19 protein-coding genes are annotated in these 23,006 nt (G+C 55.3%); 9 read left to right on the top strand and 10 right to left on the bottom strand.

Annotation, left to right across the window (positions count from 1 at the left end):
* Positions 1–109 precede the first annotated feature (109 nt).
* The 6 genes from AC07P6_RS25485 to AC07P6_RS25460 all read left to right on the top strand — a co-directional run bounded on the left by AC07P6_RS25485 (position 110) and on the right by AC07P6_RS25460 (position 6,324).
* On the top strand, positions 110–1,060 hold the full coding sequence (locus tag AC07P6_RS25485) for a 2-hydroxyacid dehydrogenase (RefSeq protein ID WP_478314968.1): 951 nt from the start codon (positions 110–112) through the stop codon (positions 1,058–1,060).
* A 72-nt stretch (positions 1,061–1,132) separates the two neighbouring features.
* The gene (locus tag AC07P6_RS25480) at positions 1,133–2,437 is read left to right on the top strand and encodes an MFS transporter (protein ID WP_434660156.1); all 1,305 of its coding nucleotides are present in this window, start codon (positions 1,133–1,135) and stop codon (positions 2,435–2,437) included.
* 95 nt (positions 2,438–2,532) lie between these two features.
* Positions 2,533–3,066 (top strand): glutathione-regulated potassium-efflux system oxidoreductase KefF, encoded by a 534-nt coding sequence (gene kefF, locus AC07P6_RS25475; RefSeq protein WP_110272616.1) that lies wholly within the window; start codon positions 2,533–2,535, stop codon positions 3,064–3,066.
* Positions 3,059–4,924, top strand: coding sequence for a glutathione-regulated potassium-efflux system protein KefC (gene kefC / locus AC07P6_RS25470; RefSeq protein ID WP_181483631.1), 1,866 nt, complete (start codon positions 3,059–3,061; stop codon positions 4,922–4,924). The genes kefF and kefC overlap by 8 nt, the downstream gene beginning before the upstream one ends.
* A gap of 198 nt (positions 4,925–5,122) precedes the next feature.
* Positions 5,123–5,602, top strand: coding sequence for a type 3 dihydrofolate reductase (folA, locus tag AC07P6_RS25465; protein ID WP_112215565.1), 480 nt, complete (start codon positions 5,123–5,125; stop codon positions 5,600–5,602).
* 92 nt (positions 5,603–5,694) lie between these two features.
* Positions 5,695–6,324, top strand: a complete 630-nt coding sequence (locus tag AC07P6_RS25460) for a plasmid pRiA4b ORF-3 family protein (RefSeq protein ID WP_182236279.1) — start codon at positions 5,695–5,697, stop codon at positions 6,322–6,324.
* A gap of 261 nt (positions 6,325–6,585) precedes the next feature.
* On the opposite strand, the gene apaH is transcribed toward AC07P6_RS25460, so the two are convergent.
* The 6 genes from apaH to lptD are packed head-to-tail and all read right to left on the bottom strand — an operon-like array spanning position 6,586 to position 13,363.
* Positions 6,586–7,434 (bottom strand): bis(5'-nucleosyl)-tetraphosphatase (symmetrical) ApaH, encoded by an 849-nt coding sequence (apaH, locus tag AC07P6_RS25455; RefSeq protein WP_181483630.1) that lies wholly within the window; start codon positions 7,432–7,434, stop codon positions 6,586–6,588.
* A 4-nt stretch (positions 7,435–7,438) separates the two neighbouring features.
* The gene (gene apaG, locus AC07P6_RS25450) at positions 7,439–7,816 is read right to left on the bottom strand and encodes a Co2+/Mg2+ efflux protein ApaG (protein WP_110272612.1); all 378 of its coding nucleotides are present in this window, start codon (positions 7,814–7,816) and stop codon (positions 7,439–7,441) included.
* Positions 7,817–7,818: 2 nt separating this feature from the next.
* Positions 7,819–8,640 carry a 16S rRNA (adenine(1518)-N(6)/adenine(1519)-N(6))-dimethyltransferase RsmA gene (gene rsmA, locus AC07P6_RS25445; protein WP_110272611.1) on the bottom strand — a complete coding sequence of 274 codons (822 nt, stop codon included), beginning with the start codon at positions 8,638–8,640 and terminating at the stop codon, positions 7,819–7,821.
* On the bottom strand, positions 8,637–9,626 hold the full coding sequence (gene pdxA, locus AC07P6_RS25440) for a 4-hydroxythreonine-4-phosphate dehydrogenase PdxA (RefSeq protein ID WP_478314967.1): 990 nt from the start codon (positions 9,624–9,626) through the stop codon (positions 8,637–8,639). The genes rsmA and pdxA overlap by 4 nt, the downstream gene beginning before the upstream one ends.
* Positions 9,627–10,913 carry a peptidylprolyl isomerase SurA gene (gene surA / locus AC07P6_RS25435; RefSeq protein WP_304255939.1) on the bottom strand — a complete coding sequence of 429 codons (1,287 nt, stop codon included), beginning with the start codon at positions 10,911–10,913 and terminating at the stop codon, positions 9,627–9,629. It abuts the gene before it with no gap.
* Between the two features lie 53 nt (positions 10,914–10,966).
* A complete protein-coding gene (gene lptD, locus AC07P6_RS25430; protein ID WP_478314966.1) occupies positions 10,967–13,363 on the bottom strand; it encodes an LPS assembly protein LptD in 2,397 nt (798 codons plus the stop codon).
* 244 nt (positions 13,364–13,607) lie between these two features.
* Between lptD and djlA the strand changes: the two genes are divergently transcribed.
* Positions 13,608–14,432, top strand: a complete 825-nt coding sequence (djlA, locus tag AC07P6_RS25425; protein WP_181483625.1) for a co-chaperone DjlA — start codon at positions 13,608–13,610, stop codon at positions 14,430–14,432.
* Between the two features lie 31 nt (positions 14,433–14,463).
* Here djlA and AC07P6_RS25420 read toward each other — a convergent pair whose 3' ends face one another.
* Together AC07P6_RS25420 and AC07P6_RS25415 are read right to left on the bottom strand one after the other, a co-directional pair.
* The gene (locus tag AC07P6_RS25420) at positions 14,464–15,162 is read right to left on the bottom strand and encodes a response regulator (protein ID WP_478314965.1); all 699 of its coding nucleotides are present in this window, start codon (positions 15,160–15,162) and stop codon (positions 14,464–14,466) included.
* Positions 15,152–16,777 carry an ATP-binding protein gene (locus AC07P6_RS25415; RefSeq protein ID WP_304255947.1) on the bottom strand — a complete coding sequence of 542 codons (1,626 nt, stop codon included), beginning with the start codon at positions 16,775–16,777 and terminating at the stop codon, positions 15,152–15,154. Before AC07P6_RS25415 ends, AC07P6_RS25420 begins: the two co-directional genes overlap by 11 nt.
* Positions 16,778–17,100: 323 nt before the next feature.
* Between AC07P6_RS25415 and AC07P6_RS25410 the strand changes: the two genes are divergently transcribed.
* Together AC07P6_RS25410 and citX are read left to right on the top strand one after the other, a co-directional pair.
* The gene (locus AC07P6_RS25410) at positions 17,101–18,456 is read left to right on the top strand and encodes a 2-hydroxycarboxylate transporter family protein (protein WP_478314964.1); all 1,356 of its coding nucleotides are present in this window, start codon (positions 17,101–17,103) and stop codon (positions 18,454–18,456) included.
* A 168-nt stretch (positions 18,457–18,624) separates the two neighbouring features.
* Positions 18,625–19,164, top strand: a complete 540-nt coding sequence (gene citX / locus AC07P6_RS25405) for a citrate lyase holo-[acyl-carrier protein] synthase (RefSeq protein ID WP_110272603.1) — start codon at positions 18,625–18,627, stop codon at positions 19,162–19,164.
* A gap of 82 nt (positions 19,165–19,246) precedes the next feature.
* Here citX and rluA read toward each other — a convergent pair whose 3' ends face one another.
* Together rluA and rapA are read right to left on the bottom strand one after the other, a co-directional pair.
* A complete protein-coding gene (gene rluA, locus AC07P6_RS25400; protein ID WP_478314963.1) occupies positions 19,247–19,906 on the bottom strand; it encodes a bifunctional tRNA pseudouridine(32) synthase/23S rRNA pseudouridine(746) synthase RluA in 660 nt (219 codons plus the stop codon).
* Positions 19,907–19,918: 12 nt separating this feature from the next.
* Positions 19,919–22,825, bottom strand: coding sequence for an RNA polymerase-associated protein RapA (rapA, locus tag AC07P6_RS25395; protein ID WP_478314962.1), 2,907 nt, complete (start codon positions 22,823–22,825; stop codon positions 19,919–19,921).
* Positions 22,826–23,006: the final 181 nt, after the last annotated feature.

Below are 23,006 nucleotides of genomic sequence, written 5' to 3'. Positions count from 1 at the left end.
TAACAGCTATTTTTAACACGATTCAGCGTGACGCAGATCGCAAAAAACCACACAAAAAACCCGTTTGATAGTGACTACCGTTGTACTGAACTATCAAACAGGTGATCTGATGAATAATGCTATTACCCGCGCCGTCCTTTTAGTGGCCCCCGTTATTGACGCTCTGCAGGCGCAACTGGCTGCAGAGTTTCCGCTGTATCGCCTGTATGAGCAGGAAGACCCGATCGCTTTTCTGCGCGAGCAGGGGGAAAACATTGCCGCTGTAGTGACCCGAGGCGATGTTGGCGTACAGAACAGCGTTCTGGAGCTGCTGCCGCATGTTGGGTTGATTGCTATCTTCGGCGTGGGTACTGATGCTGTTGATTTAGATTTCGCTCGCTCCCGGCAGATTGCCGTCTCTATCACTTCCGGCGTGCTGACCAACGATGTTGCCGACCTGGCGATGGGTCTGCTGCTGGCCGGTTCGCGTCAGCTGTGTCAGGGCGATCGTTTTGTGCGTGAGGGGCGCTGGCTGAACGGCGGACTGCCGCTGGCAACCCAGGTGAGCGGCAAACGCATTGGCCTGCTGGGGATGGGCAATATCGGTCAGGCTATCGCCCGCCGCGCGAGCGGGTTCGATATGGAAGTGCTCTACACCGATCGCAAAAAGGTTAAAGGACTGCGCTATCAGTGGTGCGCGGACCTGCACACGCTGGCCCACGAAAGCGACTTCCTGGTGATCGCGGCTTCGGGCGGCGAAGCTAACCGCGGGCTGATTGATGCTTCCGTGTTTAACGTCATGCCGAAACACGCCTGGCTGATTAATATCGCCCGTGGTTCGCTGGTGGACGAGAAAGCGCTGATACATGCGTTACAAAACGGTGTTATCGCCGGGGCCGGTCTCGACGTCTTCGAAGATGAGCCAAACGTACCAGCTGAACTCATTGCGCTCGACAATGTGGTCCTGCAACCACACGTTGCCAGCGCGACTCATGAGACGCGGCAGAAAATGAGCGATGTGGTATATGCCAACGTTGCCGCTTATTTCGCCGGTACGATATTACCCAACGCGATTAATTAATTATCATCTCTTTTTCTCTGTCCCTACGCTCACTTTATTACAATGATAACCTCTGCATAGAGAGTGCGATATATGAACGATAAAATCCCCAGCACCCGCTGGTTGCGTATTATTACGCCGGTGTTGATCGCCTGTATTATTTCGTTTATGGACCGGGTTAATATTAGCTTTGCGCTGCCCGGCGGAATGGAAACCGATTTAGGTATTACCAGCCAGATGGCCGGTGTCGCCAGCGGAATATTTTTTATTGGTTATTTATTTCTGCAAATACCCGGCGGCAGAATTGCGGTAAACGGCAGTGGGAAGAAATTTATTGCCTGGTCGCTGGTGGCCTGGGCGGTGGTCTCTATTGCCACCGGTTTTGTCACTCACGAATATCAGCTGCTGGTACTGCGTTTTATTCTCGGCGTCTCTGAGGGCGGAATGCTGCCAGTGGTGCTGACCATGATCAGCAACTGGTTCCCGGAGAAAGAGATCGGCCGGGCGAATGCTTTCGTGATGATGTTTGCTCCGCTGGGCGGCATGCTGACCGCGCCGGTATCGGGCGCGATTATCGCGGCGCTTGACTGGCGCTGGCTGTTTATCATCGAAGGCCTGCTGTCGATAGTGGTGCTGGTAGTGTGGTGGTTCATGATCAGTGACCGTCCGGAAGAGGCGCGCTGGTTGCCGGAAAGCGAGCGTCAGTATCTGGTCACTACCCTGGCCGCCGAGCGGGCGGCGAAGCTGGCGGAAGCGCCGGTAAGCAACGCGCCGGTTAAAGATGTGTTCCGCAACCCTGGCCTGATGAAGCTGGTGATCCTCAATTTCTTCTACCAGACCGGCGATTATGGCTACACGTTGTGGCTACCGACCATCCTGAAGGGGCTGACCGGCGGTAGCATGGCCAGCGTCGGGTTCCTCGCCATACTGCCGTTCATGGCGACGCTGGCAGGAATCTACGTGATTTCGCTGTTCAGCGACCGCAGCGGCAAACGTCGTCTGTGGGTTCGTTTCTCGCTTTACTGCTTCGCAGCGGCGCTGGTGGCCTCGGTAATATTGCGTGAACATGTGGTGGCGGCCTATATCGCGCTGGTGGTCTGCGGCTTCTTCCTGAAATCGGCAACCAGCCCATTCTGGTCAATGCCGGGACGTATCGCCTCGCCGGAGGTGGCCGGTAGCGCGCGCGGCGTGATTAATGGCCTGGGTAACCTTGGTGGGTTCTGCGGTCCGTATCTGGTGGGGGTGATGATTTATCTTTACGGGCAGAACGTGGCGGTTTGCGCGCTGGCCGGATCGTTAATCATTGCCGGGACGATTACCTTTCTGCTGCCGAAGAAGTGCGACCTCGATACCGCTCAGCCGGATGCCGCGATCGTTAAACAACCGCGGAATGCGTAACACTATGAGATATAAATCACACTTATCATTGTAAGCGATTCAATTAACTGTCTACACTCTTGCTGATTACAACAAGAGTTAACGCAGGCGAATCAATGATTCTTATAATTTATGCACATCCCTATCCGCAGCACTCGCATGCGAATAAGCGGATGCTTGAGCAGGCAAGGACGCTTGATGGCGTAGAGATACGCTCTCTCTATCAACTTTATCCCGATTTCAACATCGATATCGCCGCCGAACAGGCGGCGCTGGCTCGCGCCGATCTGGTCATCTGGCAGCATCCGATGCAGTGGTATAGCGTGCCGCCGTTGCTGAAGCTGTGGATGGATAAAGTTCTGTCGCACGGCTGGGCTTACGGCCACAACGGCATCGCGCTGCGCGGGAAATCGCTGATGTGGGCAGTGACCACCGGCGGCGGCGAAAGCCACTTTGCTATCGGTTCATTCCCCGGTTTTGACGTTCTGGCGCAGCCGCTGCAGGCGACGGGTTTGTACTGTGGCATGAAATGGCTGCCGCCGTTCGCCATGCATTGCACCTTTGTCTGCGATGACGAAACCCTTCAGGCGCAGGCGCGTCATTATCGGCAACGCTTAATCGAATGGCAGGAGGCGCACAATAATGGATAGCCATACGCTCATACAGGCGCTCATCTATTTGGGGTCCGCCGCGCTGATTGTGCCGATTGCCGTGCGTCTTGGGCTGGGGTCGGTGCTCGGCTACTTAATCGCTGGCTGTATTATTGGCCCGTGGGGGCTGCGGCTAGTCACCGACGCCGAATCGATTCTGCATTTTGCGGAAATCGGCGTGGTGCTGATGCTTTTTGTCATCGGCCTGGAGCTGGATCCGCAGCGCCTGTGGAAGCTGCGCGCCTCGGTGTTCGGTGGCGGGGCGTTGCAGATGGTGGTCTGCGGGGCGCTAATCGGCCTGTTCTGTATGTCGCTGGGCCTGCGCTGGCAGGTGGCGGAGCTGATTGGTATGACCCTAGCGCTCTCATCAACGGCGATTGCCATGCAGGCGATGAACGAACGTAACCTGACGGTGACGCAGCTGGGCCGGAGCGCCTTTGCGGTGTTGCTGTTCCAGGATATCGCGGCAATTCCGCTGGTGGCGATGATCCCGCTGCTGGCGGCGAGCGGCGGTTCAACGACGCTGGGGGCGTTTGCTCTGTCAGCGCTGAAGGTGGCGGGCGCGCTGGCGCTGGTGGTGGCGCTCGGCCGCTATCTGACCCGGCCTATGCTGCGCTTTGTTGCGCGCTCCGGTCTGCGTGAAGTGTTCAGCGCCGTGGCCCTGTTTCTGGTGTTTGGCTTCGGACTGCTGCTGGAAGAGGTCGGGCTATCGATGGCGATGGGGGCGTTCCTTGCCGGAGTATTGCTGGCAAGCTCCGAGTACCGTCATGCGCTGGAAAGCGATATTGAGCCGTTTAAAGGTCTGCTGCTGGGGTTATTTTTCATCGGCGTCGGAATGTCTATCGACTTCGGTACCCTGGTGACTCACCCGCTGCGCATTCTTATTCTGCTGGTGGGTTTCCTGGTTATCAAGTCCGTGATGCTGTGGCTGATTGCTAAACCGTTAGGCGTGCCGCGCTCCCAGCGCCGCTGGTTTGCGGTGTTACTCGGGCAGGGAAGCGAGTTTGCTTTCGTGGTCTTCGGCGCGGCGCAGATGGCTGATGTGTTGGACAGCGAGTGGGCGAAGGCGCTGACCCTGGCCGTTGCATTATCGATGGCGGCGACGCCAATCCTGCTGGTTTTGCTGACCCGTCTGGAAAAATCCGCCAGCGGTCAGGAGCGTGAAGCCGATGAGATTGATGAAGAGCAGCCGCGAGTCATCATCGCCGGATTCGGTCGCTACGGGCAGATTGCCGGTCGTGTGCTGCTCTCCAGCGGCGTGAAGATGGTTATCCTCGATCACGACCCAGACCACGTCGATACCCTGCGTAAGTTTGATATGAAAGTGTTCTACGGCGACGCGACGCGGGTTGATCTGCTTGAATCGGCGGGGGCGGAAAAAGCAGAAGTGCTGATTAACGCCATCGACGATCCGCAGACTAACCTGCAGCTGGCGGAACTGGCGAAAGAGCACTTCCCGCATCTGCAAATTATCTCTCGCGCCCGCGATGTCGATCATTACATCAAGCTGCGTCAGGCCGGAGTGGAAGCGCCAGAGCGTGAAACCTTTGAAGCGGCGCTGAAGTCCGGGCGTATGACCCTCGAAGCGCTGGGGCTGGGGGCATATGAGGCTCGCGAGCGTGCCGATCTGTTCCGCCGTTTCAATCTGCAAATGGTCGAAGAGATGGTGGCGATGGCGGAAAATGATGCGGCTTCCCGGGTGGCGGTGTTCAAACGCACCAGCGATATGCTGACCGGCATTATCAACGAGGATCGCAACCATTTATCGCTGGTTCAGCGCCATGGTTGGCAGGGGACGGAAGAGGGACGGCACACTGGCGATATTGCCGATGAGCCACAGAATAAGCCCTCGGCCTGACGATGAATTACGCGTGTTACGCTAGCTTTACAAGTAACAATTTGTTTTCAATTTAGATCCTGTTCTGGCGGCTCACGTGGCTTACGTGGGCTTGCCAGCAAATCTTAAAATTTTCTGATTCTTTACTCTTCGCCCAGTCGACGAAGTATTACGCTTTCCGTATAGTGGCGGCAATTTTTTGCATTCGGGAATTAATCAATGATCAGTCTGATTGCGGCGTTAGCGGTAGATCGCGTCATCGGTATGGAAAACGCCATGCCGTGGAATCTGCCTGCCGATCTCGCCTGGTTTAAGCGCAACACCTTAAACAAGCCGGTAGTCATGGGTCGTCTGACCTGGGAATCCATCGGACGCCCGTTACCGGGGCGTAAAAATATCGTTATTAGCAGCCAGCCCGGCACCGACGATCGCGTGCAGTGGGTGAAGTCCGTTGATGAAGCCATTGCCGCCTGCGGCGATGTTGAAGAGATGATGGTGATTGGCGGTGGTCGCGTTTACGAGCAGTTTTTGCCGAAAGCGCACAAGCTTTATCTGACGCATATTGATGCGGAAGTGGAAGGCGATACCCATTTCCCGGATTACGATCCGGACCAGTGGGAGTCGGTATTCAGCGAGTTTCACGACGCTGATGCGCAGAACTCCCACAGCTACTGCTTCGAGATTCTGGAACGCCGCTAAATCATGATTCTCCTCCCCGGTAGCGCAAGGTTGCCGGGGGTTGGTGTAAGCTAACATTCTGAATGTATAGCGCTCATCAAAAGGAGATTTGCATGAACAAATTCTATCAGTTGAAAATCACCCTCAAAGATGTCAGCCCGCCTGTCTGGCGTTCCTTCGTCGTACCTGCCGATATTACTCTCGATCGCCTTCATGATGTGATTCAAATTGTGATGGGGTGGGAGGATTGCCATCTTCACAGCTTCAAATTCAAAAATAAGGTCTGGCTTGAAGAGCCTGAATCCTTCGATGATGAAGATGAAGCGTTGACCCGCTTAAATGAACTGCTCAAGAAAAGTGGTAACACTCTGACCTATACATATGATTTCGGTGATGATTGGGTGCATGAAATCGTCCTCAAAAATAAAAATTTCATTGAAGAGGACGCCATCCCTTTACCTTTTGGTTGCATTGACGGCAGGATGCGTTGTCCTATGGAAGATTGCGGGGGGCCTGACAGCCATATGCACTTACTTGATATCCTTAGCGATCCGCAAAAAAACCAACAAAATAAAGAGGATTTCGAGGCGCTGCTGGATTTTATTGAACAGCCAGATGCCGATCCGCAGAAAATGATGGAGCATTTGTATACATTTGATTCTGACGAAGTGAACGCTGCGTTGGTGCTGTATGCTCGTTGGTCCAGGGACCGTGCGCTGCCTTTGGCTGAAGAGGTTTATTAATTCATGAATCCGCCAGTGGAGTATTCATTTGACGCGGATATTATGCCCGGATACGCGCTCTTTTAGAGTTTGGGGCTGATGAAAAACCGGCTCAGATATTGTGCTCGTAGTTCTGCCGGGTGGCGGCTTGCGCCTTACCCGGCCTACGTATTCACTGGTTTTTGTCGGCCCGTGCAAACGAAGCGCCGCCGGGAAAATTCAGAAGAACGCACGGTGTCAGCAGCCTGATTGCTCTTCCGTGCGCTATTCGGGACGCTTTGTTCAGGAGGCGATCGCCTCGCCTTCATCCATATTTTTCTGTCGATTCGACGGCTGCGTGAAGTACATTTTATCTTCCCAGCGCAGGCAGGTGAGATCTCCGCCCCAGCAGCAGCCGGTATCCAGCGCGTAAATCCCTTCCGGCGTTCCTTTTCCTTCCAGCGAAGCCCAATGACCGAAGGCAATGCTGTATTCGCTGGCCACCGGGCCAGGAATGGCAAACCACGGTTTTAGCGGCGCGGGGGCGCTTTCCGGTGCTTCTTTGGCATACATATCCAACTGCCCGTTCGGGAAGCAGTAGCGCATGCGGGTAAAAGCGTTGGAGATAAAGCGCAAGCGTGCCAGACCGCTGAGCTCGTTGCTCCAGTTGTTCGGCATATCGCCGTACATGGCATCGAGGAAGAACGGGTAGGAGTCGCTGGACAGCACCGCTTCAACATCGCGGGCGCACTGTTTGGCGGTTTCCAGATCCCACTGCGGAGTGATGCCTGCATGAGCCATCACCAGCTTTTTCTCTTCATCGATTTGCATCAGCGGCTGGCGGCGCAGCCAGTTGAGCAGCTCGTCAGCGTCTGGTGCTTCAAGTAATGATTTCAGCCGGTCTTTCGGCTTGTTACGACTGATACCCGCGAAAACCGCCAGCAGGTGTAAGTCGTGATTGCCCAGCACGGTGCGTACGCTATCGCCGAGTAGCTTAACGAAACGCAGTACTTCCAGAGAACCGGGGCCGCGCGCGACCAGGTCGCCCGTGAGCCACAGCGTATCAGCCTCAGGATTAAACTCCACCTGCTCTAATAATGCGATCAGTTCATCGTAGCAACCGTGAACATCGCCAATAAGGTATGTAGACATTGTTTTAATGGATGAGAGTGGGTACTGCGAGACGGAAAACAGGGACATCAACGGAGAACGGCGCGCCGTTCACATCGATCATCTCATAGTGTCCCTGCATGGTGCCCAGCGGCGTTTCAATGACCGCGCCGCTGGTATATTGAAATTCGCCGCCGGCCGGAATATGCGGCTGCTCGCCGACAACCCCTTCACCCTGAACTTCGGTCTCACGACCATTGCCGTTGGTGATAAGCCAGTAGCGACCAAGAAGCTGAACCTGAGTCCGCCCCAAATTACGCAGGGTGACGGTATAAGCGAAAACGTAGCGCTCTTCTTCCGGAGAAGATTGCGATTCGATATAGACGCTTTGTACCTGCACACAAACTCGGGGCGAATTGATCATGGTTAGCTCTCCTTGGTGGGCGCGTTCTCAGATAACCAGTTAGCTAACTGACAATACTGCGCCACGGAAATATTTTCTGCGCGCTTCGCCGGGTCGATACCCAGCTCGGTCAGAACCTCGACGCTGAACAGATTGCCGAGGCTATTACGGATCGTTTTCCGACGCTGGTTGAAAGCTTCGGTGGTGATGCGGCTCAGCACGCGAATCTCTTTTACCGGATGCGGCAGCGTGCGGTAAGGCACCAGACGCACGACGGCAGAATCCACTTTAGGTGCTGGCGTAAAGGCGCTCGGCGGAACTTCAAGTACCGGAATTATCTGGCAGTAATATTGCGCCATCACGCTCAATCGACCATACGCCTTACTGTTCGGCCCGGCAACCAGACGATTGACGACTTCTTTTTGCAGCATAAAGTGCATGTCGGCAATGGCATCAGTATAGCTGAACAGATGGAACATCAGCGGCGTGGAGATATTGTACGGCAGGTTGCCAAACACGCGCAGCGGCTGGCCCATGGTCTGCGACAGCTCGCGGAAGTTCATGGTCATGGCATCTTGCTGATAAATCGTCAGCTTCGGTCCGAGGAACGGATGCGTTTGCAAACGTGCAGCCAGATCGCGGTCCAGCTCGATAACGGTCAACTTGTCGAGGCGTTCACCGACCGGCTCGGTCAGTGCCGCAAGGCCGGGGCCGATTTCAACAATCGCCTGATCTTTTTGTGGATTAATGGCCGAGACAATGCTGTCGATCACGAACTGATCGTTGAGAAAGTTTTGCCCGAAACGTTTACGGGCTAAGTGGCCCTGATGGACTCGATTATTCATTGGGTATTAACAATCATTTTGATGGCGAGATTAAGCGCCGTGATAAAACTGCCGACTTCCGCTTTTCCCTGGCCCGCAAGTTCAAGTGCGGTACCGTGGTCAACGGAGGTGCGAATAAAAGGTAAACCGAGCGTAATATTCACGCCGCGGCCAAAGCCCTGGTATTTTAGCACGGGAAGGCCCTGATCGTGATACATCGCGAGTACTGCATCGGCATGGTCGAGATATTTCGGCTGAAACAGGGTGTCTGCCGGTAGCGGGCCGCTCAGGTTCATGCCCTTTGCGCGCATCTCTTCAAGCACCGGAATAATCGTATCGATCTCTTCCGTTCCCATGTGACCGCCTTCGCCTGCATGCGGGTTCAGGCCGCAGACCAGCACGTGCGGGTCATTAATGCCAAATTTGGTGCGCAGGTCGTGATGCAGAATGGTGATGATTTCACGCAGCAGGTCTGGCGTAATCGCATCGCTTATCGCTTTTAGCGGCAGATGAGTGGTCACCAGCGCCACGCGCAGCTCTTCGGTTGCCAGCATCATCACCACTTTACTGGCCTGCGAGCGCTCTTCAAAGAACTCGGTGTGGCCGGTAAAAGCGATACCTGCATCGTTGATAATGCCCTTATGTACTGGCCCGGTGATCAGCGCGGCAAATTCGCCGTTCAGGCAGCCATCGCAGGCGCGGGCCAGCGTGTCGACCACGTAACTACCGTTGCTAACGTTAAGCACACTTGGCTCAACCGGAGCGTTGAGAGCGACAGGAAGAAGCGTCAGGGTGTCCGCGCGCTGCGCTGAGGCAGGAACGGTGGGGTCGTAAGGCCTAAGGGATAAAGGAAGACCGAGCAGGTTTGCTCGGTCGGATAACAGGGCGCCATCGGCGCAAATCACCAGCTCTACCGGCCAGTCGCGCTGCGCAAGCTGCACGACGAGGTCGGGGCCAATCCCGGCGGGCTCGCCGGGAGTGATAACGACTCGTTGTGTACCGGTCATTTAGTTACTCAGAACTTTAACGTACGCGCTGGCGCGCTGTTCCTGCATCCAGGTAGCCGCTTCTTCGGAGAATTTACGGTTCATCAGCATGCGGTAAGCACGGTCTTTCTGCGCGGCGTCGGTTTTGTCGACGTTGCGGCTATCCAGCAGTTCAATCAGGTGCCAGCCGAAGGATGAGTGAACCGGAGCGCTGGTCTGGCCTTTGTTGAGGCGCAGAATCGCGTCGCGGAACGCCGGATCAAAAATATCCGGCGTCGCCCAACCTAAATCACCGCCCTGGTTAGCAGAACCTGGATCTTCAGAGAACTCTTTCGCCGCTTGAGCAAAGGTGGTTTTGCCGCTCTTAATATCTGCTGCGATCTGCTCAAGCTTCGCCCGTGCCTGATCGTCGTTCATGATCGGCGAAGGTTTCAGCAGAATGTGGCGAGCGTGAACTTCGGTAACGGAGATACTTTTGCTGCCGCCGCGCATATCGTTAATTTTCAGGATATGGAAGCCAACGCCGGAACGAATCGGGCCAACGATATCGCCTTTCTTCGCGGTGCTTAGCGCCTGAGCAAAGATGCCCGGCAGTTCCTGAATTCGACCCCAGCCCATCTGGCCGCCTTTCAGCGCCTGCTGATCGGCAGAGTAGGTGATGGCTAATTTGCCGAAGTCTGAGCCGCTACGCGCCTGCTCAACTACTGAGTTTGCCTGGTCCTGAGCCTCTGCAACCTGCTCGGAAGTTGGGTTTTCCGACAGCGGGATCAAGATGTGGCTGAGGTTCAGCTCAGTGCTGGCGTCATTCTGATCGCCAATTTGTTTTGCCAGGGTTTCTACTTCCTGCGGCAGAACGGTGATGCGACGACGAACTTCGTTATTACGCACTTCCGAAATCGTCATCTCTTTGCGAATCTGACTACGGTAGGTGTTGTAGTTAATGCCGTCATAGGCCAGACGACTGCGCATCTGATCCATCGACATATTGTTCTGCTTAGCGATGTTGGCAATGGCCTGGTCGAGCTGATCGTCAGAGATCTTCACGCCCATTTTCTGGCCCATCTGCAGCACTATCTGATCCATGATCAGACGTTCGAGGATCTGATGACGCAGGGTGGCGTCATCCGGCAGCTGCTGCCCGGCCTGGCCGGCGTTAAGTTTTACCGATTGCATCAAACCAGCGACGTCGCTTTCCAGAACAACGCCATTATTGACGACAGCCGCTACTTTATCGACAACCTGTGGGGCAGCGAAACTGGTATTCGCGATCATGGCGATACCGAGAAGCAGCGTTTTCCAGTTCTTCATACTTTTTCCATTTCAATTAACCGCAATTGCGGATTACGTTTAAACCAGCCACATCACAGGGAGCTCTGGTACGGTAAAATGTTCGAACGCAGCATCTGCTGTGTGCCGAGGCCGTAATTGGAGCTCAGACCACGCAGCTCGATGTTAAAGCCGAAGGTGTTGTCGTATTTGCTTTCGCTGCTGCTGTTATCCCAGCCGTTGATCTTACGTTCATAGCCGACACGGATAGCGTAGCAACAAGAGCTATACTGCACCCCTAACATCTGATTTGCTGACTTTCTGGTATTCGTGTCGTAGTAGTACGCGCCAACGACTGCCCAACGATCGACGATTGGCCAGCTGGCGGTCATCCCGACCTGCGAAATACCATCTTTATATTGCTTCGCGGTGGAATACGATGGCAGAGTCGCCTGAATGTATTCCGGGCTCGCGTAACGATAGTTAAGCTGCACTAAACGGTTTTCGTCGCGACGGTATTCCACGGTTCCGCTGCCGGTAGCGACGTTATCCAGACGCGTATCGTACTGAATTCCCCCGCGTAAACCCCAGTCATCGGTGATGCGCCAGTAGGTATCGCCAGCCCATACCAGTGAACCCCGCGTGTCGTTGTTCTCCCAGTTGATGTTGTCATCACCGGTACGTGCCTCGGTGAAATAGTAGATTTGACCAACGGAAATATTAAAACGTTCAACTGCGGCGGCATCATAAACGCGAGATGTGACGCCGGTAGTGAGTTGGTTGGCAGATGCAATACGGTCGAGGCCGCTGTATGAACGGTCGCGGAACAGACCGCTGTAGTCCGATTGCAGCAGCGTTGAGTCGTAGGTGCCAATATGGCTCTGGTCACGATAGGGGATGTACAGATACTGCATACGCGGTTCGAGCGTCTGGGTATAGCTCTCTTGCATATCGCGTTCGAACACCATTTTGCCATCAACTTTAAACTGCGGCATCACACGGTTAGCTGAATCTTTTAGAGCATTTGCGGAATCAAGTGCATTTCGATTTGAGTCCGAAGGATTGTTGCTGTATTGCCGCTTGGTATAAGAGCGGTATTCATCAATATTATTCTGCTGATAGTGGGTCGCCAGCAGTTTGGCTTCGGTATTGATGCTGCCCCAGCCGTTAGACAGCGGCAGATCGATAGTCGGCTCGAAGTGAACGCGAGTCGCTTCCGGCATGTTGCTGTTCGAGTTAACGAAATGCACCGCCTGCCCGTAAAAATGGGTATCAAACGGGCCGACATCGTTCTGATAGTAGTTCACGTCCAGCTGCGGCTCAGCGGAATAGGCGTTGCTTGAGTCGCGGTCAAAGACCTGGAACTGCTTGGTCGATACGGTCGCGTCAAAGTTCTGATTGGCGTAGCCCGCGCTCAATTTTTGCGTAGCGTAGCCATCGGTACTGGAACCGTATTTGGAGCTGAAATCGTTAAAGTAGTCCGGGTCGCTGACTTTGGTGTAGTCGGCATTGAAGCGCCACACCTGGTCTACGACGCCAGAATGGTTCCAGTAGAACAGCCAGCGGCGACTGTTGCTGTCGCCAGAGTGATCGTCCTCGTAAACCTTATCCGATGGCAGGTAATCAAACTCGAATAAACCCGCGCCAGCCTGAGTCAGGTAGCGAAATTCGTTTTCCCACATCACGCCGCCACGCTTGCTCATATAGTGCGGGGTGATGGTGGCATCAAAGTTCGGCGCGATATTCCAGTAATAAGGAAGATAGAATTCTGCGCCGTTTTTGGTGCTGTATTTAGCGTTAGGGATCAGGAAGCCTGAACGACGCTTATCGCCCACCGGCAGCTGCAGGTAGGGACTGTAAAAAATCGGTACTGAGCCGAGCTTAAAGCGTGCGTTCCAGATCTCCGCGACCTGCTCTTCGCGGTCGTGGATAACTTCGCTGCCGACGACGCTCCAGGTGTCAGAGCCCGGCAGACAGGAGGTAAAGCTGCCGTTTTCTAAAATGGTATAGCGGTTTTCACCGCGCTGTTTCATCAGGTCAGCGGTACCGCGCCCCTGACGGCCAACCATTTGGTAGTCGCCCTGCCAGACGTTGGTATCTTTGGTGTTCAGGTTCGACCAGGCCTTTGGCCCTTTCAGGATAACCTGATTGTCGTCGTAGTGAACGTTGCCGAGCGCATCGACCGTGCGTACAGGCTGCGGCTGACCCGCGGCCTGCTGTTGATGGAGCTGAACTTCATCGGCCTGCAGGCGGCTATTACCCTGATTGATATCAACGTTGCCGGTAAAAACGGCGTTATCAGGATAATTACCCTTCGCATGATCGGCATCGATCGTCACCGGCAGGTCGTTGGGTTTCCCTTCAACCAGAGGACGATTGTAGCTTGGGACGCCAAGCATACATTGCGTGGCGAGATCGGCAGCGAGGCCCTGTTGGCTATACAAGGCGCTGGCAATCATGGTGGCCAGGAGGCTGGGAATACGTTTTTTCATACGTTGTATTTGTTGTTCCGTCATCGTGTGGCAGCGGCTTGCAAACGGTCAGAGCCTAACGTACTCATCTTAATCGCGCTAGTGTTAATCCTGCCCGTTTCGAACCCGAGCGTTAGGCACCGTGTAGAATGACGAGTATGATAAAGCAAATTATAGGCTATGTCCCACAATTGACCGAGGCGTCAACGCTTTGTAATGTGCGGTCAGATATAGCTTAACTGGCGGCAGAGAGATTGGGGAGTCTATGCAGTATTTGGGTAAAATAATTGGCGTTGCGGTTGCGTTGATGATGGGTGGCGGCTTCTGGGGCGTGGTGCTGGGCTTCTTAATTGGACATATGTTTGACCGGGCGCGCAGTCGTCGGCTGAATGTTTTTACCAACCAGCAGGAGCGTCAGTCGCTATTTTTCTCCACCACCTTCGAGGTGATGGGGCATCTGACTAAATCCAAAGGGCGCGTCACCGAAGCGGATATCCACGTCGCCAATTTACTGATGGATCGCATGAGCCTGCACGGCGAAGCGCGCACCGCGGCGCAGCACGCGTTTCGGGTCGGAAAATCAGATGATTACCCGCTGCGTGAGAAAATGCGCCAGCTGCGCAGCGTCTGTTTTGGTCGGTTCGATTTGATTCGGATGTTTCTGGAAATTCAGCTGCAGGCGGCCTTCGCTGACGGCGACCTGCACCCCAACGAACGCGAAGTACTGTTTGTCATTGCCGATGAACTGGGTATCTCCCGCGCCCAGTTTGAGCAGTTCCTGCGTATGATGCAGGGCGGCGCGCAGTTTGGCGGCGGTTCGCAGCAGTCATACGGGCAGCATGGCGGCAACGCTGGCTGGCAGCAGGCGCAGCGCGGGCCAACTCTTGAAGATGCCTGTAATGTGTTGGGGGTAAAGCCGACCGACGATGCCACCACCGTCAAGCGCGCCTATCGTAAGCTGATGAGCGAGCATCATCCGGATAAACTGGTGGCGAAAGGCTTACCGCCGGAAATGATGGAGATGGCTAAGCAAAAAGCGCAGGAAATCCAGAAAGCCTGGGAGCTGATTAAAGAGCAGCGCGGATTCTAAACTACTGGCCTCTCCCCGTTGGGGAGAGGCGTCAGGATGCGCTTGTGGCGCGACGATACATACGGCGCGGATGGCCAATCTTCCCGTACAGCATCTCCACTTCCAGAAAGCCGATCTCCACGCAGTGCTCCAGATAGCGCCGGGCAGTGGTTTTGCTTAATCCAGCCTCGCTAACCACTTCATCCACCGAAAAGCAGCGATCCTCTCTGCCGGTAAACAGGTTTTGCACCAGCGCCAGCGTTTTCTCCTCAATGCCTTTACTGCCGCTGTCGGTACGGTAGTTTTTTGCTTGTAGTTGATACAGCGAATCGACGTTCTGCTGGTCGACAATCTTCCATTCACGCTGTTGATCGTAAAACTGCACAAACCGCTCTAGCGACTGGCTCAGGCGCTTCCATGACACCGGCTTGAGAATGTAATCGAAAGCGCCGTTGCGGATAGCCAGGCTACAGGTTTCCATATCGCTGGCGGCAGTGATAAAAATCACCGAGCAGTGGGCATTAGCCAGAACAGGATCGGTCATCAGCGTGACCCCTTTACCATCCGGCAGGTAGTTATCGAGCAGCACCAACTGCGGTGGCCTGGTATTGAGCATTTGCCGCGCTTGAGTGAGTGAGGCTGCTATACCCACCAGACGCATGCGCGGGTGTTTCTGGATAAGCTCGGCGTGCAGCCGCGCCAGTTCGTTTTCATCTTCGATGATCAGGACATCGACCAGGTCATGATGCATAGTGCGTCTCTTGTTGCGGATGAACAGGCCCATCAGCGGGAATAAACAGCGTGAAAATCGCGCCGCGCGGCGTGTTATCGGACACTTCAATTGTGCCGCCCGCCTGAGTGACATAACGTTCAATAAGATACAGACCCATGCCGTGATCGCCACGGGTTTTGGTGGTAACACCGCGTTCAAAAATGCGCTCGCGGATTTCCGCACGAATACCAACCCCGCGGTCAGCCACTTCAATCATTAACTCCCGGGCGTTCAACTGGATCAGAACCTCAACCGGTTCGTGCGGCAGTTCGGCGCGCTGAGTGGCTTCAATGGCGTTATCCAGCAGGTTGCCGATGATAGAAATTAACTCGGACTCCATCAACGACGGCAGAGGACGGTCGATACGACAGGCCGGGTCAAAGCTCAGCTCAACGCCTTTTTCCCGCGCCCTGGCGGCTTTACCCAGCAGCAGTCCGCAGAGCGTCGGTGAATTAAAGTGCGATGAGATAAAGTCCAGCAGCTCTTGGGCATGTTCCGACTGCGCCTGAATATAGCGAATCGCCTCATCATAGTGGCCCAGATGCAGTAGTCCGGATAGCGTGGTCATGCGGTTTAGCTGCTCGTGACGCATGATGCGCAGGTTGTCGACGTAGCGTTTGACCTGGCTGAGCTGGGCGCTAAGGGAGTTGATTTCGTCGCGGTCGCGGAAGGTAATTACCCAGCCCTGTAGCGAATCCTCCAGCATGATACGCACCCGGCTGGCGAGCACGGTAAGCTGATTAAAGCGACACAGCTCATCGTGGGTATCGCTTTCGAGCATCTCTGTGCTGGCGAAAAACGGTTGCGGGGTGATGACATTATCGATCGACTTACCTCGTAGCTGGTGCGCGGGCTGGCTCAGCCCGAGCAGGCTGCGGGCGGCATGGTTTATCACTTTAATTCGCCGATTGTGGTCGATCACAATCACCCCTTCGTATATCGACTCCATCATTGCTTTTTGTTGGCGCACCAGCAGGCCGATTTCCCGCGGCTCGAGCGAGAAAATCTGCTTCTTGATGCTGCGGGTGAAGTACCAGGAGAAGACAAACAGCGCGATAAGCAGCAGTACGGCGGCGACGAAAATATTAATCACTTTTTCCAGCGTGATGCTGTCGAGGTAGCTGGTGAGATAGCCAACGGAGACAATGCCGACAACCCGACCCGCATCATCGAGAATCGGCGCTTTGCTGCGTAGCGAAATACCGAGCCCGCCTTTACGGATGGTGGTGGTGCTTTTCCCCTCCAGCACCGCCTGGTTATCGCCGCCAACTAACCGCGTACCGACCCATTCCGGATGGACCGAGTGAAATAGATGCACTCCCCGCTTATCGCCAATCACAATAAAGCTGGCGTCGCTGTGGGCGGCGATATTTTGCATAAACGGTTTTATCGCCTGCGGGTCTTCAAGTGCCACCTGCTGGCGTAAATTCGGCATTAAAGCAATTTCTTCCGCCTGTATTTTAGCGCGGGCGCTCATTTCCTGATAAAGCTGATGGCTGGCATCGAAATAATAATAAACCCCCAGCAGTGCGAACAGAACTGAGAAAAAGGCGACCAGCGAAATGAACAACTTAAATTGAAATGAAACTTTCATAAGTATGATGCACAGTATCAGGGATGCGGCACTTTATCATCTTTTGCGCTGCCGACATCATGGTTGAAGGAAACTTGTGAACGCCTACACAGGCGTCAGGGAACCAGAATTATCCGCTGGCGGTGAATTTATCAAGGTGAATGAGCAGGTAGATTTAAAACCATAAAAACCACGCTAATAAATCAGAGAAATATCACATTAATAATAGAAACCATAAAAACCATAGTGACCATTAAAACTTCGTTCTTAATCTGGCAAGACTCACATTAAGTCTGCGTATGGCCCTCTAACCTGAAAAGTAATAATAACCAGAGGGCTTAATTATGAGCACCACAGACAATGCATTCTCTGCAACCATCGATCCTATTAACACGCCGAAAGCACCGCTCAAGCAGCGCTGGTGGCATATCCTCGATAACTGGAAAGTCGGTATTATCCCGCTGCCGCTGTTTCTACTAGCCGGTGGCCTGATCACGCTGGACTGCCTGGGTGGCAAGCTGCCGAGCGACATTGTGGTGATGGTGGCAACGCTGGCCTTTTTCGGCTTTGCCTGCGGTGAATTCGGTAAGCGTTTGCCGGTTCTGGGCAAGCTCGGCGCGGCGGCGATCTGCGCGACGTTTATTCCCTCCGCGCTGGTGCACTATGGCCTGCTGCCGGACGTGGTGGTGGAGTCGACCACCAAGTTCTATAAGTCGACCAACATTCTCTATCTCTACATTTGCTGCATCATCGTCGGCAGCATCATGAGCATGAACCGTACCACGCTAATTCAGGGCTTTCTGCGGATTTTCTTCCCGATGCTGTGCGGAGAAATCGTTGGCATGCTGGTTGGCGTTGGCGTCGGTACCGCTCTGGGGCTGGAGCCGTTCCAGGTATTCTTCTTTATTGTCCTGCCGATTATGGCTGGCGGCGTAGGTGAGGGGGCTATCCCGCTGTCGATAGGCTATGCCGCGCTGATGCATATGGATCAGGGCGTTGCGCTGGGCCGCGTGCTGCCGATGGTGATGTTGGGCAGCCTGACGGCGATTGTTATCTCCGGCTGTTTAAACCAGCTCGGCAAGCGCTTCCCGCATTTAACCGGCGAAGGACAGCTGATGCCAAACCGCCGCAACGAAACGCACCGCGAAGAGTCCGCTGAGGGAAAAATGGATGTGACGACGCTGGCCTCCGGCGCGCTGCTGGCTGTGCTGCTGTATATGCTGGGAATGTTGGGTCAAAAGATGATTGGCCTGCCGGCTCCGGTGGGGATGTTGTTCCTCGCAGTACTGCTGAAACTGGCTAACGGTGTCTCTCCGCGTCTGCAGGAGGGCTCGCAGATGGTGTATAAATTTTTCCGCACGGCAGTGACCTATCCGATTTTGTTTGCCGTTGGCGTGGCGATCACCCCCTGGCAGGAGCTGGTCAACGCCTTCACTGTGAGCAACCTGCTGGTGATTATCAGCACCGTGTCGGCGCTGGTGGCGACTGGCTTTGTGGTGGGGAAAAAGATAGGTATGCACCCGATTGATGTGGCGATTGTTTCCTGCTGCCAGAGCGGTCAGGGCGGCACCGGCGACGTGGCGATTCTGACTTCCGGCAACCGCATGAACCTGATGCCGTTCGCGCAGATCGCAACAAGAATTGGTGGTGCGATTAATGTTTCATTGGGTCTGCTATTCCTCAGTCATTTTTTAGCCTGATTTAACTTTTTTGTAACAGTTAAGTCTGCTTTTTCGTGCTAAATGGCGCAGAAAATTTCTGCGCCCCGTCTCCAAAACAGGGATCGTTTAGCGATACAATCAGCGCCATTATTCGCTATTGCGACGACAGCCCGATCGCTGTCTTTTATTAAGTGAGGAGAGGAACAAATGTCAGTGGATACTCTCGCCCGTGAGGGCGTAAGCATGGAAGCGCTGCTGGCGGCGAAAGAGCAGCGTGCGGCTCGCCAGGCCGACTGGTTAGCCCATTATCAACAGCCGGTGATTTCGCTGACCCTGGTGACGCCGGGTGCGGTGAAAGACAGTATTCGCTACCGTAATATGATGGGTGTGGCGCTGCAGGCCTGCGATCAGATGCTGTGGAAACATCGCTGGCAAACGCTCGATCGCCAGGTATTGTGGCTGCCGACCGGCCCGGAAGCGCTGTGGTGTGTTGATCACGCCGCCAGTGAAATCAAAGCGTTTTGCTCGGAGCTGGAACAGACTCATCCGCTGGGCCGCCTGTGGGATATCGACGTGATTTGCCCGAAAAATGGTCTGGTTGGTCGTCAATCAATGGGTGAAAATCAACGCCGCTGCCTGCTGTGCGAAGAACCCGCGCACGCCTGCGCCCGCAGTCGTCGTCATGATACCGGGCTGGTTGTCGCTCGCGTCGAGAAGATGATTGATGCGTGGTTTGCCCGCGATTAACGCGAACTTCTCGTTTGCTGAATAAGCGATGGGATAGCCCGGGTGAGCCGCTAGCGGCACGACCCGGGACAGTTCTGAACGATTAGAAATCGACGGGGGCGCGAAACGTCATCGCGTTACCGAACGATGGGTGGGTGATAGTCAGCGTTTCGGCGTGCAGCAGCAGACGCGGCGCCATGGCCAGCGCTTCTGGCGAGGCGTAAAAGCGGTCGCCAAGAATCGGATGGCCCAACGCCAGCATATGCACGCGCAGCTGATGCGAACGTCCGGTAATCGGCTTGAGGCGCACACGGGCGGTATTATCCTGTGCGAACTCCAGCACTTCATACTCGGTTTGCGCTGCTTTGCCGGTTTCGTAACACACCTTCTGCTTTGGCCGGTTCGGCCAGTCGCAAATCAGCGGTAAATCCACCAGACCTTCCGCTTTTTCCGGATGCCCCCACACGCGGGCGACGTACTGCTTTTTCGTCTCGCGTTCGCGGAACTGACGCTTCAGCTCGCGCTCGGCTGCTTTGGTCAGCGCCACCACAATCACGCCGCTGGTGGCCATATCCAGGCGGTGCACTGACTCAGCCTGCGGGAAGTCGCGCTGAATGCGCGTCATCACGCTGTCTTTGTGTTCCTCCAGCCGCCCCGGCACGGACAACAAGCCGCTGGGCTTGTTGACCACCATAATGTGCTCATCCTGATAGAGGATAACCAGCCAGGGATCCTGTGGCGGATTGTAGTTTTCCATCGCCATATTCGCGTTCCGTTACTGGTGGGTGACCACGATTAAGCGCAGCGCGTCGAGACGCCAGCCTGCCTGGGCCAGCGCGTCCATCACCTGCTGACGGTTGCTCTCGATAGCCGCCAGTTCATCATCGCGGATGTTCGGGTTAACGGCGCGCAGCGCTTCAAGACGCGACAGTTCAGCCGACAGCTTATCGTCAGCTTCGCTACGCGCGGCGTCGATCAGCGCTTGGGCCGCTTTTGCCACCTGGCCTTCGCCCTGCTGCAAAATGGCGTGAACATCCTGTTGGACGGCGTTAACCAGCTTGCTGCCGGTATGGCGGTTAACTGCGCTCAGCTGGCGGTTAAAGCTTTCGAACTCCACCTGGCCGGCGAGGTTATTACCGTTTTTGTCGAGCAGCATGCGCACCGGCGTCGGCGGTAGGAAGCGGTTAAGCTGCAGATGCTTCGGCGCCTGCGCTTCGACGACGTAAATCAGCTCCAGCAGCAGGGTTCCTACCGGCAGCGCTTTGTTCTTCAACAGGGAAATGGTGCTGCTGCCGGTATCGCCGGAGAGGATCAGATCCAGGCCGTTGATAATCAGCGGGTGCTCCCAGGTGATGAACTGTGCGTCTTCGCGAGACAGCGCAACATCACGTTCGAAGGTAATGGTGCAGCCATCTTCCGGCAGACCCGGGAAGTCAGGGACCAGCATATGATCGGACGGGGTCAGCACAATCAGGTTTTCACCGCGATCGTCCTGGTTGATACCGACAATATCAAACAGGTTCATGGAGAAGGCGATAAGGCTAGTGTCATCATCCTGCTCTTCAATGCTTTCCGCCAGTGCCTGGGCTTTTTCTCCGCCGTTAGAGTGGATCTCCAGCAGGCGGTCGCGACCCTGTTCCAGTTGGACTTTCAGCGCGTCATGCTGCTGGCGGCAGGATTTGATCAAATCGTCAAAGCCGTCGGTATTTTCTGGCGCGGCAAGGTAGTTAATCAGTTCGTTATGCACGCTGTCGTAAACGGTGCGGCCGGTCGGACAGGTGTGCTCGAATGCGTCCAGCCCTTCGTGATACCAACGTACCAGCACCGACTGAGCGGTTCTTTCCAGATACGGAACGTGGATCTGAATATCGTGGGCCTGGCCGATACGGTCCAGACGGCCGATACGCTGCTCGAGCAGATCCGGGTTGAACGGCAGGTCGAACATCACCAGGTTGCTGGCGAACTGGAAGTTACGCCCTTCGGAGCCGATTTCAGAACACAGTAGCACTTGAGCGCCGGTATCCTCTTCAGCAAACCAGGCGGCGGCGCGGTCGCGCTCGATAATCGACATGCCCTCATGGAACACTGCCGCGCGGATACCTTCGCGCTCGCGCAGTACCTGCTCCAGCTGCAGCGCGGTGGCCGCTTTGGCGCAGATGACCAGCACTTTCTGCGAGCGATGGCTGGTGAGGTGGCCCATCAGCCAATCGACGCGCGGGTCGAAGTTCCACCAGGTACCGCTATCACCTTCAAATTCCTGATAAATCTGTTCCGGGTAGAGCATATCGCGAGCGCGCTCTTCGGCAGTTTTGCGGGCACCCATAATGCCGGAGACCTTGATAGCGGTCTGATACTGGGTCGGCAGCGGCAAACGAATGGTGTGCAGCTCGCGTTTCGGGAAACCCTTGACGCCGTTACGGGTGTTGCGGAACAGCACGCGGCTGGTGCCGTGGCGATCCATCAGCATGGAGACCAGCTCCTGACGGGCGGCCTGGGCGTCATCGCGGTCGCTGTTGGCGGCCTGCAATAACGGCTCGATATCCTGCTCGCCGATCAGATCGCTCAGCGCGTTCAGCTCGGCATCGTTGAGTTTATTGCCCGCCAGCAGCAGGGCAACGGCGTCGGCCACCGGGCGGTAGTTTTGCTGTTCTTCAACGAACTGAGCGAAATCATGGAAACGGCTAGGGTCAAGCAGACGCAGGCGAGCGAAGTGGCTCTCCATACCCAGCTGCTCCGGGGTTGCGGTCAGCAGCAGAATGCCCGGCACGCGTTCGGCCAGCTGTTCAATCGCCTGATATTCACGGCTAGGTGCCTCTTCGCTCCACACCAGGTGGTGTGCTTCGTCGACGACCATAATGTCCCACTCTGCATCGCACAGGTGTTCCAGACGTTGCTTGCTGCGGCGCACGAAATCCAGCGAGCAGATAACCAGCTGTTCGGTTTCGAACGGGTTAAAGGCGTCGTGCTGGGCTTCGGCATAGCGTTCGTCATCAAACAGCGAGAAGCGCAGGTTGAAGCGGCGCAGCATTTCCACCAGCCATTGGTGTTGCAGAGTTTCCGGAACGACGATCAGCACGCGTTCGGCAGCGCCACTGAGCAATTGTTGATGGAGGATCATCCCGGCTTCGATGGTTTTACCTAAGCCCACTTCATCTGCCAGCAGGACGCGCGGCGCGTGACGGCGCCCGACATCGTGGGCGATATTCAACTGATGCGGGATCAGGCTGGTGCGCTGTCCGCGCAGGCCGCTCCACGGCATACGGTACTGTTCGCTTTGAAATTTGCGCGCGCGATAGCGCAGGGCGAAACGGTCCATGCGGTCGATCTGTCCGGCGAACAGGCGATCCTGGGGTTTGCTGAAGACCAGCTTGCTGTCGAGCAGCACTTCACGCAGGACGACGTTGGCTTCTTCGGTATCGAGACGGGTGCCGGTATAGGCCAGCAGGCCGTTCTCTTCATTAACTTCGTCAACCTGGAGCTGCCAGCCTTCGTGGCTGGTGATGGTATCGCCCGGGTTAAACATCACGCGGGTGATCGGGGAGTCGTTGCGTGCGTACAGACGGTTTTCGCCGATAGCAGGGAAAAGAAGGGTAACCATGCGCGCATCCAGCGCAACCACCGTCCCTAATCCCAGTTCGCTCTCTGTGTCGCTAATCCAGCGTTGACCAAGTGTAAAAGGCATATATGTTCGGCTCTTTAGTTCTTTAATTGCAGGCAATAGTTGAGGGTCTCCAGAAAGGTCGGAGATGCGTCAATATTGGGTCCGGGAATGGAAAGGGCGCTATATTACTGGATGGCGGAACGTTCGTCACGTCCTGCTCACCCTTCAATTTACTGCTTTTTTGCAGGTTGAATGAATGAGT

Source organism: Klebsiella sp. GFKo11 (genome assembly GCF_056490265.1).
The sequence above is the reverse complement of the archived record's forward strand: the minus strand, read 5'-3'. Positions and strand labels throughout refer to the sequence as shown.